Source organism: Mesorhizobium sp. dw_380, from assembly GCF_018588885.1.
Lineage (GTDB): Bacteria > Pseudomonadota > Alphaproteobacteria > Rhizobiales > Rhizobiaceae > Mesorhizobium.
Genome location: NZ_JAFFIW010000071.1, coordinates 1 through 13,753, shown reverse-complemented (window position 1 = coordinate 13,753; position 13,753 = coordinate 1). Strand labels below are relative to the sequence as shown.

The window sequence follows — 13,753 nt, the reverse complement described above, 5'->3', positions numbered from 1 at the left end:
ACGGGAGTGGTCGGCGATACGATCCGGCGTGGGGGGGGGGTGGATGCGGGGCGGGTTCGGTAACAGGGAAGCTGTAGACCAAGGACGGGCCGGATCGCCTCGTCCCGACAGGGCTGCCAAAATTTCCGCAGGGGTGACAGCGGCCAGCCGAGTTGCTATGCCCTTTTCACCTCCCCCTTGATGGGGGAGGTCGCCGCGCAGCGGCGGGTGGGGGTGCTAGCGCGGTTTCCTATGCCGAAACTCGATCGGTTCAAGCTGAAGTCCGCGCAACGGCTTCGTGCGGCAATGACCGACGAGGAGCGCGTCTTGTGGCGGCATCTCTGGCGCATTCCGGTCGAAGGCACTCATTTCCGCAGGCAGGCGTCGGTTGGTATTTACTTCCCCGACTTCATCTCGCACCGGCTGAAACTGATCATTGAAGTCGACGGCGCCCATCACAGTTTCGACGACCAACAGCGCCACGACGACCGTCGAACAAAATGGTTCGAGAGCCAGGGTTATCGTGTCATCCGCTTCTGGAACCACGAAATCAAAAACGAACTGGATTCCGTGCTCGATACGATCTATGCGGCGGTGGAAGAACGAAAATCACACCTTGGCCCGCGAGACACCGAAGGCGCTCCAGGCTGAGACGCCGCCACCCCACCCCGGCGCTGACGCGCCGACCCTCCCCATCAAGGGGAGGGTGAGGAGCTAACCATGCCTGACTTGCTTCTAGAACTTCGTTCCGAAGAAATCCCTGCCCGCATGCAGCGCAAGGCGGCGGGGGATCTGAGGAAGATGCTGACCGACGGTTTGGTAGAGGCCGGGCTGACCTATGAGGCGGCGCGCGAATACTGGACGCCGCGGCGTCTGGCGCTCGATATCAGGGGCCTGACCGCGCGCTCGAAGGATATAAGCGAGGAGATCAAGGGGCCGTCGACGACAGCGCCCGAGCAGGCGGTCCAGGGTTTCCTGCGCAAGGCCGGTCTGTCTTCGGCCGCAGAGGCGCATGTCCATTCCGACCCGAAGAAGGGCGATTTCTATGTCGCCCACATCTCGAAGCCGGGCAGGGCGGCCGAAGAGATCATCGCCGAACTGGTACCGGGCATCATCCGTAATTTCCCCTGGCCGAAGTCGATGCGCTGGGGGCCGGCCTCGGCCAAACCGGGGTCGCTGCGCTGGGTACGGCCGCTGCAATCGATCCTGTGCACCTTCGGCCCGGAGACCGAGGAGCCTGTCGTGGTCGATATCGAGATCGACGGCATCCGCTCCGGCAACATCACCTACGGCCACCGTTTCCTCGCGCCGGGCGAAATCATCGTGCGTCGCTTCGACGACTATGTGAGCAAGCTGGAAGCCGCGAAGGTCGTGCTCGACGCCGACCGGCGCAAGGAGATCATTCTCGCCGACGCCCGCAATCTGGCTTTCGCCAACGGGCTCGATCTCGTCGAGGACGAGGGCTTGCTGGAGGAAGTGTCCGGGCTGGTCGAATGGCCTGTGGTGCTGATGGGCGAGTTCGAGCAGGCTTTCCTGGCCATTCCGGCCGAAGTGATCCGGCTGACCATTCGCGCCAACCAGAAATGCTTCGTGACGCGGCCGCATGGCCAGGGCGAGACGCTTTCCAACCGCTTCATCCTCACCGCCAACATCGAGGCCACCGACGGCGGCAAGGAGATCGCGCACGGCAACGGCAAGGTGGTGCGCGCGCGCCTGTCAGATGCGCTGTATTTCTGGACGACCGACCAGGGCGATTTGCCTGATCTCGGCCAGCTTGAGGCATCGGCGAAAAAATTCGGACTCGATCTCAAGAAGCCGCTCGACCAGCGGATGGCCCGGCTCGACCATCTCAATGTGACCTTCCACGCCAAGCTCGGCACGCAGGGCGAGCGGGTGGAGCGGATCAAGCGACTGGCGGAGGAATTGGCGCCGATCGTGGCGCGCTCGATCTCCCCCCTTGACGGGGAGATGGCCGGCAGGCCAGTCGCCTCGCGTGAAGCGCCGGCATCCTCTGTCGGCGCAGTTGAGTCGCGCCCGATCGTACCGACCCCCTCTGTCGCCTTTGGCGACATCTCCCCCTTGAGGGGGGAGATTACCGCACTCGCAGGTCGCGCCGCTGTCCTCGCCAAGGCCGATCTCACCACCGAAGTGGTGGGCGAATTTCCCGAACTGCAGGGTGCCATGGGCCGTAAATACGCGCTGCTCCAGGGCGAGCATCCATCCGTGGCCGCGGCCATCGAGGAACACTATAAACCGCAAGGCCCGTCCGACTATGTGCCGAGCGATCCAGTGTCGGTTGCGGTGGCTCTCGCCGACAAGCTGGATGCGCTCGTTGGTTTCTGGGCCATTGATGAAAAGCCGACGGGGTCGAAGGATCCGTATGCGCTTCGTCGAGCGGCGCTTGGGGTGGCTAGAATCCTGACGGAGAATAACGTTAGGCTCGATTTGAATTGGGCGATTAAGACAGCTTACATGACACATTGGGCGGTCCTAGCGGCGGAGCAACGCATAGTTGTGTCGGACCTTCTCGCCTTCTTCCTGGATCGCTTGAAGGCCTATCTGCGCGACCAAGGCGCACGGCATGACCTGATCGATGCTGTGTTGGCGGCGGGTTCGCGCCCAATCTCCCCCCTTGTGGGGGAGATGTCGGCGGAGCCGACAGAGGGGGGCGCTGTCCCGCCGACCTCTCAGCGCGAAGCGCCCCCCTCTGGCCTGCCGGCCATCTCCCCCACAAGGAGGGAGATTGGCCAATCGCCGAACGACGACCTGCTGCAAATCGTGCGCCGCGTCGAAGCCCTTGGCTCCTTCCTCGACACCGAGGACGGCAAAAATCTGCTTGCCGGTACCAAGCGTGCGGCCAACATTCTGGCTGCCGAGGAGAAGAAGAAAACAGTGGTCGCCGAGACAGTTGAGCCGGCCCTGTTTAAAGAAAATGCCGAGAAATCGCTGTTTGCGGCGGTGAATCAGGCCGAGAAGCAAGCCGGCGAAGCGATTCAAAACGAAGACTTTTCCGCCGCCATGCTGGCGCTTAGCGCGTTGCGCGAACCGGTTGATTCATTCTTTGAGCATGTTCTCGTGAATGATGAGGACCAGACCGTGCGTGCCAACCGCCTGGCGCTGCTGGCGCGCATCCGTGCGGCCACCGGTCAGGTCGCGGATTTCTCCAAAATCGCTGGCTAGAAAACACAGGAAAAATATCTTCCAGCCGGGCGTTCGAGCCGGCTTACAGTCATATGACGATGATCTCTCCGTGGCAAAAGGGACATGTTCCCCAACCCCAACGGAGGCTTCCATGAATTCCGATCACGAAATCGAAGTGACTGAAGAAACCTCAGGCCAGCCTGAGGCGATTGAATCCGCTTCCGAAACCGCCCTCGATCATGCCGCCGCCGCCACGGTCGAAGCCGCCGATCAGGCCGACGACGAGGACGGCGATGACGAAGAAGGCGACGATGAGGACGGCGGAGAGTCGGACGAGGACGACGCCGCCGACGACAGCGTGAAAGCCGAAGGCGACGACGCCGAGGACGAAGAATCCGAAGACGACGACAAGGAAGAGGCGGCCTGAGATTTCAAACCGGTTCTGTCGAAGGGGGGCGGCGCATCAGCGTCGCCCTTTTTTTGACTCCGGGATTATCCGGAGCGGTTTTCCGTATGCCGACTTGTCAGTCTTCCAAAATGCTGACGCGTACGCTGTTCTCGTAGACATCGACCTGGATCAGCGGCTCGCCATTGACGATGGCGCGTCTGGTCGAGGAACTCATGGCGCCGGGGCGCTCCAGCATGCGCTGCAGATCGGCACGCTCGTCGTTGGTTCGAAACCAGTCATCTCCCTGATCGTCTCTGTCGCGGCGATGGAACTTGTGCCAGTTGGCGCGGTCCTGCCGCACCATCTGCGCGGCGCCGTCCAGCGCATAGCCGTCACTCGCCTGATGGTCGCGATCGGAAATTCGCGCGACATAGGATCCCAGCATGTCATCGGCATGGGCAGCATTGGCGCCCAGCAGCGACGCCAGCAGAAGTCCGGCCACGGTAACGGTCTTGGATATTCTCATGATCAACCCCCTTGAACAACGAATCTCGTCTGCAGAGCCGCTTGACCAAACTCAGGCGGCAGCGCCGGACCCCCCAGATATGCCAGCCCGAGCTCGCGCGGCAAGCACCGGAGCGTCGTCAAGCTGTCGTCGACCTGCCGAGCCCACAGATTGGCGGACCCCTACTTGACCTTGCCCACCCCGGGAGCGGGTGCCGGTGCGGCCGCCGGTGCGGCGGGCTTCTTCTGCGTGCCGGGCGCAGGAGCGGCCGAGGCGGTCGCCTTGTCTGGAGCAGGAGCAGGGGTGGCGGCCGCGGCTGGTGCCTTGGCTTGCGTCGGCGTCGAGAAGTCGCCGCCGACGATACCGCCGCGAATGATCATCGGGCTTGGCATGAAACCGTGCCGTGCCTCGGGCGCGTTGGGGATCGCCGCCACCTTCTCATAGGTGACGTCGGGCTCGCCGAGCGCAACGACGGACACCATATCGCTTGCCTGGGTGTCGGCTGCCTTAAGCGTAAGAATTGAGGGCGTCGAGGTCGGCGCGCCGGGGAAAACCAGCGACGAGGCCTGTGCTCCGCCGGCCATCGCGGCCAGAGTAATTCCCAGCAATACACGTACGGACACTGATTGCTCCCCTTTGCCCAGAAGCTGTTCGATAGCAGGCCGGAATTGATGCCGGCTTTCGCAGAAACCTAGCATTTTAGGGATTGATAAATCGCCAAGACCCTCTCCTGCCAACAGCCGACTTGCCCAACAGCCGCCATCGTACTACGCACCGCTTCATCTGTGAGGTGACGAGAGTGGCTGAAATACTTGCCGCAGGCGAGGCGTTGGAGCGGGCGCTGGCACTGCTTCAGGGCGGCGATATCGTCGCCATCCCGACGGAAACCGTCTACGGGCTTGCCGGCGATGCCACCAATGGCATTGGCGTGGCACGCATCTTCGAGGCCAAGGGCCGGCCGCGCTTCAACCCGCTGATCGCCCATGTCGCCGGCATGGACATGGCCGAGCGCATCGCTGTGTTCGATCCGTTGTCGCGGAGGCTGGCACAGGCGTTCTGGCCGGGTCCGCTCACGCTGGTGCTGCCGCAGCGGCCCGGCAACGGCATTCACCCGCTGGTCACGGCGGGGCTCGATACGATCGCCTTGCGCATGCCGAGGGGCTTTGGCGGCGGCCTGATCGCAAAACTTGGCCGGCCGCTTGCCGCGCCCAGCGCCAATTCATCCGGCAGGATCAGCGCGACGACGGCGCAAGCGGTGGCGGCCGATCTCGGCGCACGCATCAAGCTGGTTGTCGATGGCGGCGCGACCCCGGTCGGCCTGGAATCGACCATCGTCAAGGCCGAAGGAGAAAAATTGCGGCTGCTGCGGCCCGGCGGCATCGCAGCCGAGGAAATCGAGGCGGCTGTTGGGATGGGGTTGTTGCGCGGCGATGCCGCCGGTGTCGAGGCGCCGGGCATGCTAGCCTCGCACTACGCGCCTGACGCCGCTGTTCGGCTCAATGCCAAAACGGTCGGTGAGGGCGAGGCGCTGCTTGCCTTCGGTGGCCAACGGGCCGAAGGCTGGCGCCATGCAGCCGCCTTCCGCAACCTGTCCGCATCAGGGGACCTGCGTGAAGCGGCGAGCAATCTTTTCGCCTATATGCAGGAACTTGATCGCAGCGGTGCACGCACCATCGCGGTGGAGACAATTCCCTTCGACGGGCTCGGCGAAGCCATCAACGACCGGCTCTCGCGCGCCGCCGCTCCTCGTGACAATACACAGCCCACAACATAGTTTTCGCCATGACCGAAATCTCAGAGAAACTCGATCCCGCTCTCATCGACCGCTTCGCCGCGATCGTCGGTGACAAATATGCGCTGCGCGACGAGCAGGACATTGCGCCTTATCTCATCGAGCGGCGTGGACTCTGGCATGGCGCGACATCGCTGGTGCTGCGGCCGGGCAGCGTCGACGAGGTGAGCCGGATCATGCGGCTGGCGACCGAGACGGGAACGCCGATCGTGCCGCAAAGCGGCAACACCGGGCTGGTTGGCGCACAGGTGCCGGACAGATCCGGCCGCGAGATCATCCTGTCGCTGTCGCGGCTGAACCGCATCCGCGAGATCGATGTCCTGTCCAACACGGTGACGGCAGAGGCCGGCGTCATCCTGCAGACGCTGCAGGAGGCAGCTGATGCCGCCGACCGGCTGTTTCCGTTGTCGCTCGCCGCGCAAGGCTCCTGCCAGATTGGCGGCAACCTCTCTTCCAATGCCGGCGGCACCGGCGTGCTTGCCTATGGCAATGCGCGCGAACTCTGCCTCGGCGTCGAAGTGGTGCTGCCGACGGGCGAGGTGTTCGACGATTTGCGCAAGCTGAAGAAGGACAACACCGGCTACGATCTGAAGAACCTGTTCGTCGGCGCCGAAGGCACGCTCGGCATCATCACAGCCGCCGTGCTCAAACTTTTTCCAAAGCCGAAGGGGCGTGAAGTGGCGTTCGTCGGCCTGTCTTCGCCCGAGGCCGCGCTGTCGCTGTTCAGCCTGGCGACGGATCGCGCCGGCCCAGCGCTCACCGCATTCGAACTGATCGGCAAGCGGCCATACGACTTCACGCTGGCGCACGCCCAGGGCGTGACGCGGCCGCTGCTGGAGGATTGGTCCTGGTATGTGCTGATGCAGATTTCGTCGGGACGTTCGTCGGAAGATTCCAGGGCGCTGATCGAGGAGGTGCTCTCGGCGGGCCTAGAGCAGGAATTCGTCGGCGATGCCGTCATCGCGGCAAGCCTTGGGCAGGGCGATGCCTTCTGGAACTTCCGGGAACTGCTGCCTGAAGCGCAGAAGCCGGAAGGAGCCTCGATCAAGCACGACATTTCCGTGCCGATCGCGTCGATCCCGCGTTTCATTGAAGAGGCCGCCGGCGCGGTGGCGTCGGTGAGTGCCGGTGCCCGCGTGGTCTGCTTCGGCCATATGGGCGACGGCAATCTCCACTACAACATCTCGCGGCCCGTGGATGGCGACGACGAGGCGTTTCTCGCTCTCTATCACCCGATGAACAAGGTGGTGCATGACGTGGTGCGCAGCCTGCACGGATCGATCTCGGCCGAGCACGGGATCGGCCAGCTGAAGCGCGACGAACTGATCGCCACCGCCCCGCCGATGGCGATCGACCTGATGCGCCGGGTGAAAGCGGCCTTCGACCCGGCTGGCATCATGAATCCTGGTAAGGTTATCTGATCCTTTCAATATCTTGTGGTCGGTGGCATTCCGATAACCATCCCTGAGATCAGCAAAATTTAACCGACTTTCTTAAGCGGGGCGGTAAGGAGCCCGCGCTACTGTTTCCCCATAACGAGGCCGGGAAAACTGGCCCGGAGAGAACCGGACACCGGCTCTCAGGAGACAGACAGGAAGGCACTCTATGAACACCGGACTTAAGCCAGTCTGGGCGGGACGCAACATGCGCCTCGACCCATTCCGACTGCCCCAGATGGTGAGCTACGCCACGCGCGACGATTATGGCGACGTGACGTTCACCATCGACCACCGTGGCGCCGTGATCCGCCGCCTGCTCGAGATGAGCGGCGTGCCGGCGATCATCGCTCTGCCAGCCAACGCGTTCCGCGGCGTTGCCGCCCGCGCGATGGAGGATCCGGACGGCAATGTCACGGTGACCCTGGAACTCCTGCACAACGATCCAATGCTGTCGGTGCCGCTGCTGGTGGCCGACGACCTCGACGATGTCGCCGCCGACTGGCGCGCCTGGGCCGACGCCTACCGTCTGCCGATGCTCTTGATCGAGTCGGACGGCGTTGCCCGCACCCTGGAAGAATCACTCGGCGCCGCCATCAAAACGCTGCCGCCGCAGGATCGCCGCAAGGGTCGCATCTCGACCACGCGCCGTCCGCGCTTCCTCGCCCGCCGCAGGGCCGGCGACCTCGGCCTCAGGCTGGTCATTGATGGCCAGGAGATCATTTCAAGGGACTGAACAATCCGGTCCCCGGAGTTGTCTGAAGCCGCTAGACCAGCGGCTTCAGCGCCACCCATAGCGCGCCGCCGATCAGGCCGAGGAAGATCAGCCAGCCAACCTGGTTGTTCGAGCGGAACAGCCGCAGGCATTGGTCCGGATCGTTGATATCCAGAACCGCGATCTGCCGCGCCATATGAGCGCCGGCGGCGATCAAGCCCGCCAGCGCCACCACCGGGGCCTGCGCGGACGCGAAGGCGATGGCGAAGCAGATCAGCGTGCCGCCATAAAGCCCTGCCAGCCACGCCTTGGTGTTGTCGCCGAACAGCCGCGCCGTCGAGCGCACGCCGACAATGGCGTCGTCTTCCTTGTCCTGATGCGCATAGATCGTGTCGTAGCCGATCACCCACAGGATCGAGCCGATGTAGAGCATGATGGCGGGGCCGTCGAGATCGCCGAACTCGACCGCCCATCCCATCAGTGCGCCCCAGGAAAAGGCAAGGCCGAGAAATAGTTGCGGCCAGTTGGTTATCCGCTTCATGAATGGATAGACGGCGACGATCGCCAGTGAGCAGATGCCGAGCAGAATGGCGAAGCTGTTGAACTGTATGAGCACCGCGAGGCCGACCAGGGCCTGCAGCACGAGAAACAGCCAGGCCCGGCGGCGCGTGGCCTGGCCTGACGGCAGTGGCCGCGAGCGGGTGCGTTCGACCTGGTTGTCGATGTCCTCGTCGACGAGGTCGTTGTAGGTGCAACCAGCGCCGCGCATGGCGATGGCGCCGACCAGGAACAGCACGAGATAGAATGGCGCGGGCAGCAGCGAGAGGAGCGGGTCGCCCGGACGCGGATAGGCGCTCGCGGCGAGCGCCGCCGACCACCAGCACGGCCACAGAAGCAATTGCCAGCCGATCGGCCTGTCCCATCGCGCAAGCTGCGCATAGGGCCAAACCGGGCGCGGCAGCACGCGGTAGACCCAATGGCCGTTCGGCGCATCGGCGACACGGCCCTGGGCCGCTTTCGACTGGACAGGTTCCATGTCCATGGAGTGGCAGCAGCGACGGAAACCGTCAAGTGTCAAGCATGCTCGGCGCCCGTCAACCCATCATGAGGTGAAGATGTCGCGTGTGGAGAACCAGGCTTTCGCCGTTTCGACGAATGCCAGTGCTGCATTCGACACACGCTGGTGCGTGTCATAGGTGAGGATGATCCGCTGCATCGGCAGCGGATCCGATAACGGCTTGCAGATCAAGGGCAGCCCGTCATAGCTGCGGTCGCCATGCGGCCGCGTGTAGCTGACGGCGACACCGAAGCCATTCGCCACCATGCTGCGCTGGAGTTCGAACGAACTTGTCGCCCTGTCGGCCACCGGCGAGAGGCCGCGGCTGCGAAACAGGTCGAGCATGTGCTGCCAGCTGTGCGGCTGATCCGTCGTGATCAGCGGATAGGCGGCCATGTCCGTCAGGCTGACCTCGGCGCGGTCCGCCAACGCATGGCCTGCCGGCAAAAGCGCATGCGGTTTGAGCTCGTGCAGCAGGATGCGGGCGAAATGCGAGGGCAGGCCGAGATCGTAGCTCAGGCCGAGGTCGATGGCGGCGTCCGCCAGACGTCGCCCGAGCGTCTCGAAGGTCTCGTCGCGAACGATCACGGCGACGCTTGGATGGCGTTCGGAGAAAGCACGGATCAGGCCCGGCGCGAAATAGGGCGCTAGGTCCTCGAAACATCCAAGCACCAGCTCGCCGCCGACAGCTGAATTGCCCGAACGAAGGCTCATGAGTTCGTCCGTCTCGGCAAGAACCTGTTTTGCCTTTGCCACGACGACACGGCCGAAGGAGGTCAGCGAAACACCGCTTCCGCGCTGGCGCACGAACAGCTTCTGACCCAAATCCCTTTCGATCGCGTCGATCGCCACCGAAATGGATGGCTGCGAAATGTTCAGCGCCCTGGCCGCACCGGTGACGCTGCCATGGCGGGCGACGGCGACCAGATAACGCAACTGCGTGAGGGTCAGGCTCATAGTTCAGGCCTATATGCCAGATGAGAAGTTATTATTTTACTGAATGAATTGATGTTGCGATAGTCGCCTCGATCCTGAAAGGAGGACACCATGGCTTCCCAGACTGCTGCCCGTTCAATCGATACCGACCTGATCGATGCCGAGACGATTGCCGACTACCAGCGTGACGGCGCGGTCTGCATCCGCGGCGCCTTTAAGGGTTGGGTCGACACGATTGCCGCCGGCATCGAGCGCAACATTGAGAACCGCAGCGCCAGCGCGTCCGACATTGCCAATGGCCGCGGCAGTTTCTTCGACGACTACTGCAACTGGGAGCGCATCCCGGAATTCGTCAGGGTGGTGCGGGAATCGCCGGCTGCCGAACTGGCGGCAGCGGTGATGCAGTCGCGCACCGCTCAGTTCTTCCACGATCACGTGCTGGTCAAGGAACCCGGCACGCAGAAGCCAACGCCCTGGCATCAGGACATCCCCTATTATTTCGTCGATGGCCAGCAGACGGTCAGCTTCTGGATTCCCATCGACCCGGTGAAGGAGGCAACGCTGCGCCTGATCGCCGGATCGCACAAATGGGACAAGATGATCCTGCCGGTGCGCTGGCTCGACGACAGCAATTTCTACGCCGGCGAGGGCGACTATCTGCCTGTGCCCGATCCCGACAACGATCCTTCGATGAAGGTGCTGGAATGGGGGATGGAGCCGGGCGACGCCATCCTGTTCGACTTCCGGACCGCGCATGGCGCACGCGGCAACCTGACCGCGGCACGGCGCCGGGCGCTGTCGCTGCGCTGGGTCGGCGACGATGCCCATTATGTCGAGCGGCCGGGCCGCACCTCGCCGCCCTATCACGGCCACGGCATGCAGCCGGGCCAGAAATTGCGCGAAGACTGGTTCCCGGTCGTTTTCCCCGGTTGAGCTGGAGCCAGAAATCGATGGCGGTGTCCGCCGCCGATTTTCGGCACGTTCCCGTGCGCAATTCCGGTCAAAACCCCTTGACGCCTTGACCCATCGTGCAGAGAGCAATAGCGGGTGCTCCAAGGGAATACAGGCATCAAGAGGTGGCCATGAACGTTCTTCTTCTCGGCTCAGGCGGCCGCGAACATGCGCTGGCCTGGAAGATTGCCGCGTCGCCGCTGCTGACCAGGCTCTATGCGGCTCCCGGCAATCCGGGCATCGGCGCCGAGGCCGAACTGGTGAAGCTGGATACTAGCGATCACGCCGCCGTCGCCGCCTTCTGCCGCGAGAAAAAAATCGACCTCGTCGTGGTCGGCCCGGAAGGGCCGCTCGTCGCCGGCATCGCGGATGATCTGCGTGCCGAAAACATCCGCGTCTTCGGGCCTTCCAAGGCCGCCGCGCGGCTGGAAGGATCGAAGGGTTTCACCAAGGATCTCTGCGCCCGGTACAACATCCCGACCGCCGCCTATGGCCGGTTCAGCGATCTGGCTTCCGCCAAGGCCTATGTCGAGAAAATGGGCGCGCCGATCGTCATCAAGGCCGACGGGCTCGCCGCCGGCAAGGGTGTGACTGTCGCCATGACGCTCGATGACGCACGGACGGCCCTCGATGCCTGTTTCGAGGGGTCCTTCGGCGCCGCCGGCGCGGAGGTGGTGGTCGAGGAATTCATGACCGGCGAGGAGGCGAGTTTCTTCTGCCTCTGCGACGGCACCACAGCACTTCCCTTCGGCACCGCGCAGGACCACAAGCGCGTCGGTGACGGCGACGTTGGCCCGAACACCGGCGGCATGGGCGCCTATTCGCCAGCCCCCGTGATGACGCCGGAAATGGTCGAGCGCACCATGCGCGAGATCATCGAGCCGACGATGCGCGGCATGGCCGATCTTGGTGCCCCTTTCGCCGGCATTCTCTTCGCCGGGCTGATGATCACGGAAAATGGGCCGAAGCTGATCGAATACAACACCCGGTTCGGCGATCCGGAATGCCAGGTGCTGATGATGCGACTGAAGGACGATCTGCTGGTGCTGCTCAACGCGGCAACCGACGGCCAGCTTGCGCATATGTCGGTGCGCTGGCGCGACGAGGCGGCACTCACCGTGGTGATGGCGGCCAGAGGCTATCCCGGCACGCCGGAAAAAGGCTCCGTCATCCGCGGCGTTGAGGACGCGGCGGGCGACCGCGTCCAGATCTTCCACGCCGGTACCGCCATCAATGGCGGCGCGCTGGTCGCCAATGGCGGCCGCGTCCTCAACGTCACCTCGACCGGCGGCACGGTAGGCGAGGCGCAGGCACGCGCCTATGCCGCGCTCGACCGGATCGATTGGCCGGACGGCTTCTGCCGCCGCGACATCGGCTGGCAGGCCGTCGCGCGCGAGCAGGCAAGCCAGCAGCCTTAATGCATGTCGCCCAAAAGTGATCTCGGTTTTGGGACAACGACATGCATGACTAAAGCGCGTCGCATGGGTCCGATTAGACGCGACGCGCTTTAGTGCTGGCTGTGATCGCGTTCGGTCGAAGCGGTGCTGACCGGGTCGGCCGCGGCAAAGGCGGCGTCGAGCTGCTCGGGTGAGCGCTGCCCGGTCCGCTTCCAGGCGACATATTGCGCAATGCCGAAGCCCGGCCGCCGCGGCACCGTCTTCACGACAGGCATGCGGAACCCGTCGCGGAATTTTGACCAGCGCGAACCGAGCACCGCGACCATTTCCTCGAAGGTCGGCGGCGTTGCCACATCGGCATAGATGATGGTGGCCTTGCCGGCGAGAGCAGCTTCCCGCGAGACCGGCACCGGCACGCTGGCAAGATAATCGGCGGGCACGTCGATCAGCCCGCCAAAGGGCCATTGCTGGCGCAGCGTGGCGGCATCCGTCGGCACGACGTTGACATCGATGTTGTCAGGCGTGCCGGCTACCCTGTAGGGGCAACGGAAGCGGCCGCAATTGGCCTGCGCCGAAAATTGCCAGAGCGCATAGCCCTGCCAGTTGCCCATCGGAAAATGCACGTCGATGTCTGTCTTGTAGCGCGCATACCAGAGCGGCAGCCGCGACAAGAGCCGGTATTTGTAGCGGTTGTCGGCAATATACTGCGCCGTCTTGCCGTTGGTGTAGAGCACCGGGAAACGGCCGATCCGCCTGTGCACCTGGCGCACGAATTCCTCGGCATCGTCGAGCGACATCCATTGCGAGGGATCGTTGCCCTCGATGTCGAGAGCCACGAGATCGTCCGGCGCGGGATCTGCGAAATCGATGAAGTTGTTGGCCTGCTCGACCGGATTGCCTGGACGGGCGAGGTGATAGGCGCCCCATCTCAGGCCGAGCGCCTTGGCGACGACCCTGCGTGTCTGAAACAGCTCGCGCGTCACCGCATGGCGTTTCCACAGTGCCTTGCACAGCTTCACCTCGGTGTCGCCGCCGAAACAGAAATAGGGCGGCGGCATGCCGTCCGACGCCTTGTTGATGAAGCCGACGATGCGCTTGTCGGTGGCAAGCTGTGCCCAGTCGATGGAATTGTATTCGTAGGCGTCGACGACCAGAGCGCGGTCCGCGTTTTTCCATGGTTCGGAGAAATCCGAAGCCTTTGCCGCCATCGCCAGCGCCATCGTCGCCGCCAAGGCGAGAAGCGCTGTGCGGCGAATGAGGCGCGCCGTCCTTTTCAAACAGGGGGTCCCCGTTGATCAAAGGCAAATCCTGAACCGCTATGGTTAAGGAAGTGCTTCTCGAGGCTCATGGTGCTCAGCGGTTCGGATTTGGCAGCAGCCAATTGCCGAAGTTGGCGCCGCCCCTCATTGCCCTGCCGGGCATTTCTCCCCGTATAGTGACGGGGAGAAAGGGCTGG

Annotated in this window: 14 protein-coding genes; 8 read left to right on the top strand and 6 right to left on the bottom strand. The window is 63.7% G+C overall.

All coding sequences use genetic code 11. The annotated features are described in order from the left end of the window. The first annotated feature begins 180 nt into the window (after window positions 1-180). From JT360_RS31875 to JT360_RS31865, 3 genes are all read left to right on the top strand, one after another. Window positions 181-630 carry an endonuclease domain-containing protein gene (locus JT360_RS31875; RefSeq protein WP_352128908.1) on the top strand — a complete coding sequence of 150 codons (450 nt, stop codon included), beginning with the start codon at window positions 181-183 and terminating at the stop codon, window positions 628-630. A 69-nt stretch (window positions 631-699) separates the two neighbouring features. Further along, a complete protein-coding gene (gene glyS / locus JT360_RS31870) occupies window positions 700-3,159 on the top strand; it encodes a glycine--tRNA ligase subunit beta (RefSeq protein WP_214477198.1) in 2,460 nt (819 codons plus the stop codon). A 112-nt stretch (window positions 3,160-3,271) separates the two neighbouring features. After that, the gene (locus tag JT360_RS31865) at window positions 3,272-3,547 is read left to right on the top strand and encodes an ATPase (protein ID WP_214477196.1); all 276 of its coding nucleotides are present in this window, start codon (window positions 3,272-3,274) and stop codon (window positions 3,545-3,547) included. Between the two features lie 97 nt (window positions 3,548-3,644). Here JT360_RS31865 and JT360_RS31860 read toward each other — a convergent pair whose 3' ends face one another. Both JT360_RS31860 and JT360_RS31855 read right to left on the bottom strand, forming a co-directional pair. Beyond that, the gene (locus JT360_RS31860; protein WP_214477194.1) at window positions 3,645-4,034 is read right to left on the bottom strand and encodes a hypothetical protein; all 390 of its coding nucleotides are present in this window, start codon (window positions 4,032-4,034) and stop codon (window positions 3,645-3,647) included. A gap of 161 nt (window positions 4,035-4,195) precedes the next feature. Continuing rightward, complete coding sequence (locus JT360_RS31855) at window positions 4,196-4,636, bottom strand: hypothetical protein (RefSeq protein WP_214477192.1); 441 nt, start codon at window positions 4,634-4,636, stop codon at window positions 4,196-4,198. A gap of 176 nt (window positions 4,637-4,812) precedes the next feature. On the opposite strand from JT360_RS31855, the gene JT360_RS31850 reads away from it, so the two are divergent. The 3 genes from JT360_RS31850 (at window position 4,813) to JT360_RS31840 (ending at window position 7,977) form a co-directional block, all read left to right on the top strand. Continuing rightward, a complete protein-coding gene (locus tag JT360_RS31850; RefSeq protein WP_214477190.1) occupies window positions 4,813-5,787 on the top strand; it encodes an L-threonylcarbamoyladenylate synthase in 975 nt (324 codons plus the stop codon). Between the two features lie 8 nt (window positions 5,788-5,795). Continuing rightward, on the top strand, window positions 5,796-7,226 hold the full coding sequence (locus tag JT360_RS31845) for an FAD-binding oxidoreductase (RefSeq protein ID WP_214477188.1): 1,431 nt from the start codon (window positions 5,796-5,798) through the stop codon (window positions 7,224-7,226). Window positions 7,227-7,410: 184 nt separating this feature from the next. Next, window positions 7,411-7,977: a DUF6101 family protein gene (locus JT360_RS31840; protein WP_214477186.1), complete on the top strand. Its 567-nt coding sequence runs from the start codon at window positions 7,411-7,413 to the stop codon at window positions 7,975-7,977. Window positions 7,978-8,008: 31 nt separating this feature from the next. Here the strand turns inward: JT360_RS31840 and ubiA are convergent, their stop codons facing one another. After that, window positions 8,009-8,992 carry a 4-hydroxybenzoate octaprenyltransferase gene (gene ubiA / locus JT360_RS31835; RefSeq protein WP_214477201.1) on the bottom strand — a complete coding sequence of 328 codons (984 nt, stop codon included), beginning with the start codon at window positions 8,990-8,992 and terminating at the stop codon, window positions 8,009-8,011. A 66-nt stretch (window positions 8,993-9,058) separates the two neighbouring features. Continuing rightward, a complete protein-coding gene (locus JT360_RS31830; RefSeq protein WP_214477185.1) occupies window positions 9,059-9,970 on the bottom strand; it encodes a LysR family transcriptional regulator in 912 nt (303 codons plus the stop codon). Window positions 9,971-10,060: 90 nt separating this feature from the next. Between JT360_RS31830 and JT360_RS31825 the strand changes: the two genes are divergently transcribed. Both JT360_RS31825 and purD read left to right on the top strand, forming a co-directional pair. Next, window positions 10,061-10,882: a phytanoyl-CoA dioxygenase family protein gene (locus tag JT360_RS31825; RefSeq protein WP_214477184.1), complete on the top strand. Its 822-nt coding sequence runs from the start codon at window positions 10,061-10,063 to the stop codon at window positions 10,880-10,882. A gap of 149 nt (window positions 10,883-11,031) precedes the next feature. After that, a complete protein-coding gene (gene purD / locus JT360_RS31820) occupies window positions 11,032-12,318 on the top strand; it encodes a phosphoribosylamine--glycine ligase (protein WP_214477182.1) in 1,287 nt (428 codons plus the stop codon). 89 nt (window positions 12,319-12,407) lie between these two features. Here the strand turns inward: purD and JT360_RS31815 are convergent, their stop codons facing one another. Further along, window positions 12,408-13,517: a glycoside hydrolase family 25 protein gene (locus JT360_RS31815; RefSeq protein WP_214477200.1), complete on the bottom strand. Its 1,110-nt coding sequence runs from the start codon at window positions 13,515-13,517 to the stop codon at window positions 12,408-12,410. 53 nt (window positions 13,518-13,570) lie between these two features. Beyond that, window positions 13,571-13,753: hypothetical protein (locus JT360_RS31810; protein ID WP_214477180.1), on the bottom strand; the 183-nt coding region annotated here is incomplete at its 5' end.

What these genes read in the sequence shown, in the direction of transcription:
- JT360_RS31875 (WP_352128908.1), top strand. Translation starts at nt 181, where the DNA reads ATGGGGGAGGTCGCCGCGCAGCGGCGGGTGGGGGTGCTAGCGCGGTTT.
- glyS (WP_214477198.1), top strand. Translation starts at nt 700, where the DNA reads ATGCCTGACTTGCTTCTAGAACTTCGTTCCGAAGAAATCCCTGCCCGC.
- JT360_RS31865 (WP_214477196.1), top strand. Translation starts at nt 3,272, where the DNA reads ATGAATTCCGATCACGAAATCGAAGTGACTGAAGAAACCTCAGGCCAG.
- JT360_RS31860 (WP_214477194.1), bottom strand. Translation starts at nt 4,034, where the DNA reads ATGAGAATATCCAAGACCGTTACCGTGGCCGGACTTCTGCTGGCGTCG.
- JT360_RS31845 (WP_214477188.1), top strand. Translation starts at nt 5,796, where the DNA reads ATGACCGAAATCTCAGAGAAACTCGATCCCGCTCTCATCGACCGCTTC.
- JT360_RS31840 (WP_214477186.1), top strand. Translation starts at nt 7,411, where the DNA reads ATGAACACCGGACTTAAGCCAGTCTGGGCGGGACGCAACATGCGCCTC.
- ubiA (WP_214477201.1), bottom strand. Translation starts at nt 8,992, where the DNA reads ATGGAACCTGTCCAGTCGAAAGCGGCCCAGGGCCGTGTCGCCGATGCG.
- JT360_RS31830 (WP_214477185.1), bottom strand. Translation starts at nt 9,970, where the DNA reads ATGAGCCTGACCCTCACGCAGTTGCGTTATCTGGTCGCCGTCGCCCGC.
- JT360_RS31825 (WP_214477184.1), top strand. Translation starts at nt 10,061, where the DNA reads ATGGCTTCCCAGACTGCTGCCCGTTCAATCGATACCGACCTGATCGAT.
- purD (WP_214477182.1), top strand. Translation starts at nt 11,032, where the DNA reads ATGAACGTTCTTCTTCTCGGCTCAGGCGGCCGCGAACATGCGCTGGCC.
- JT360_RS31815 (WP_214477200.1), bottom strand. Translation starts at nt 13,517, where the DNA reads ATGGCGCTGGCGATGGCGGCAAAGGCTTCGGATTTCTCCGAACCATGG.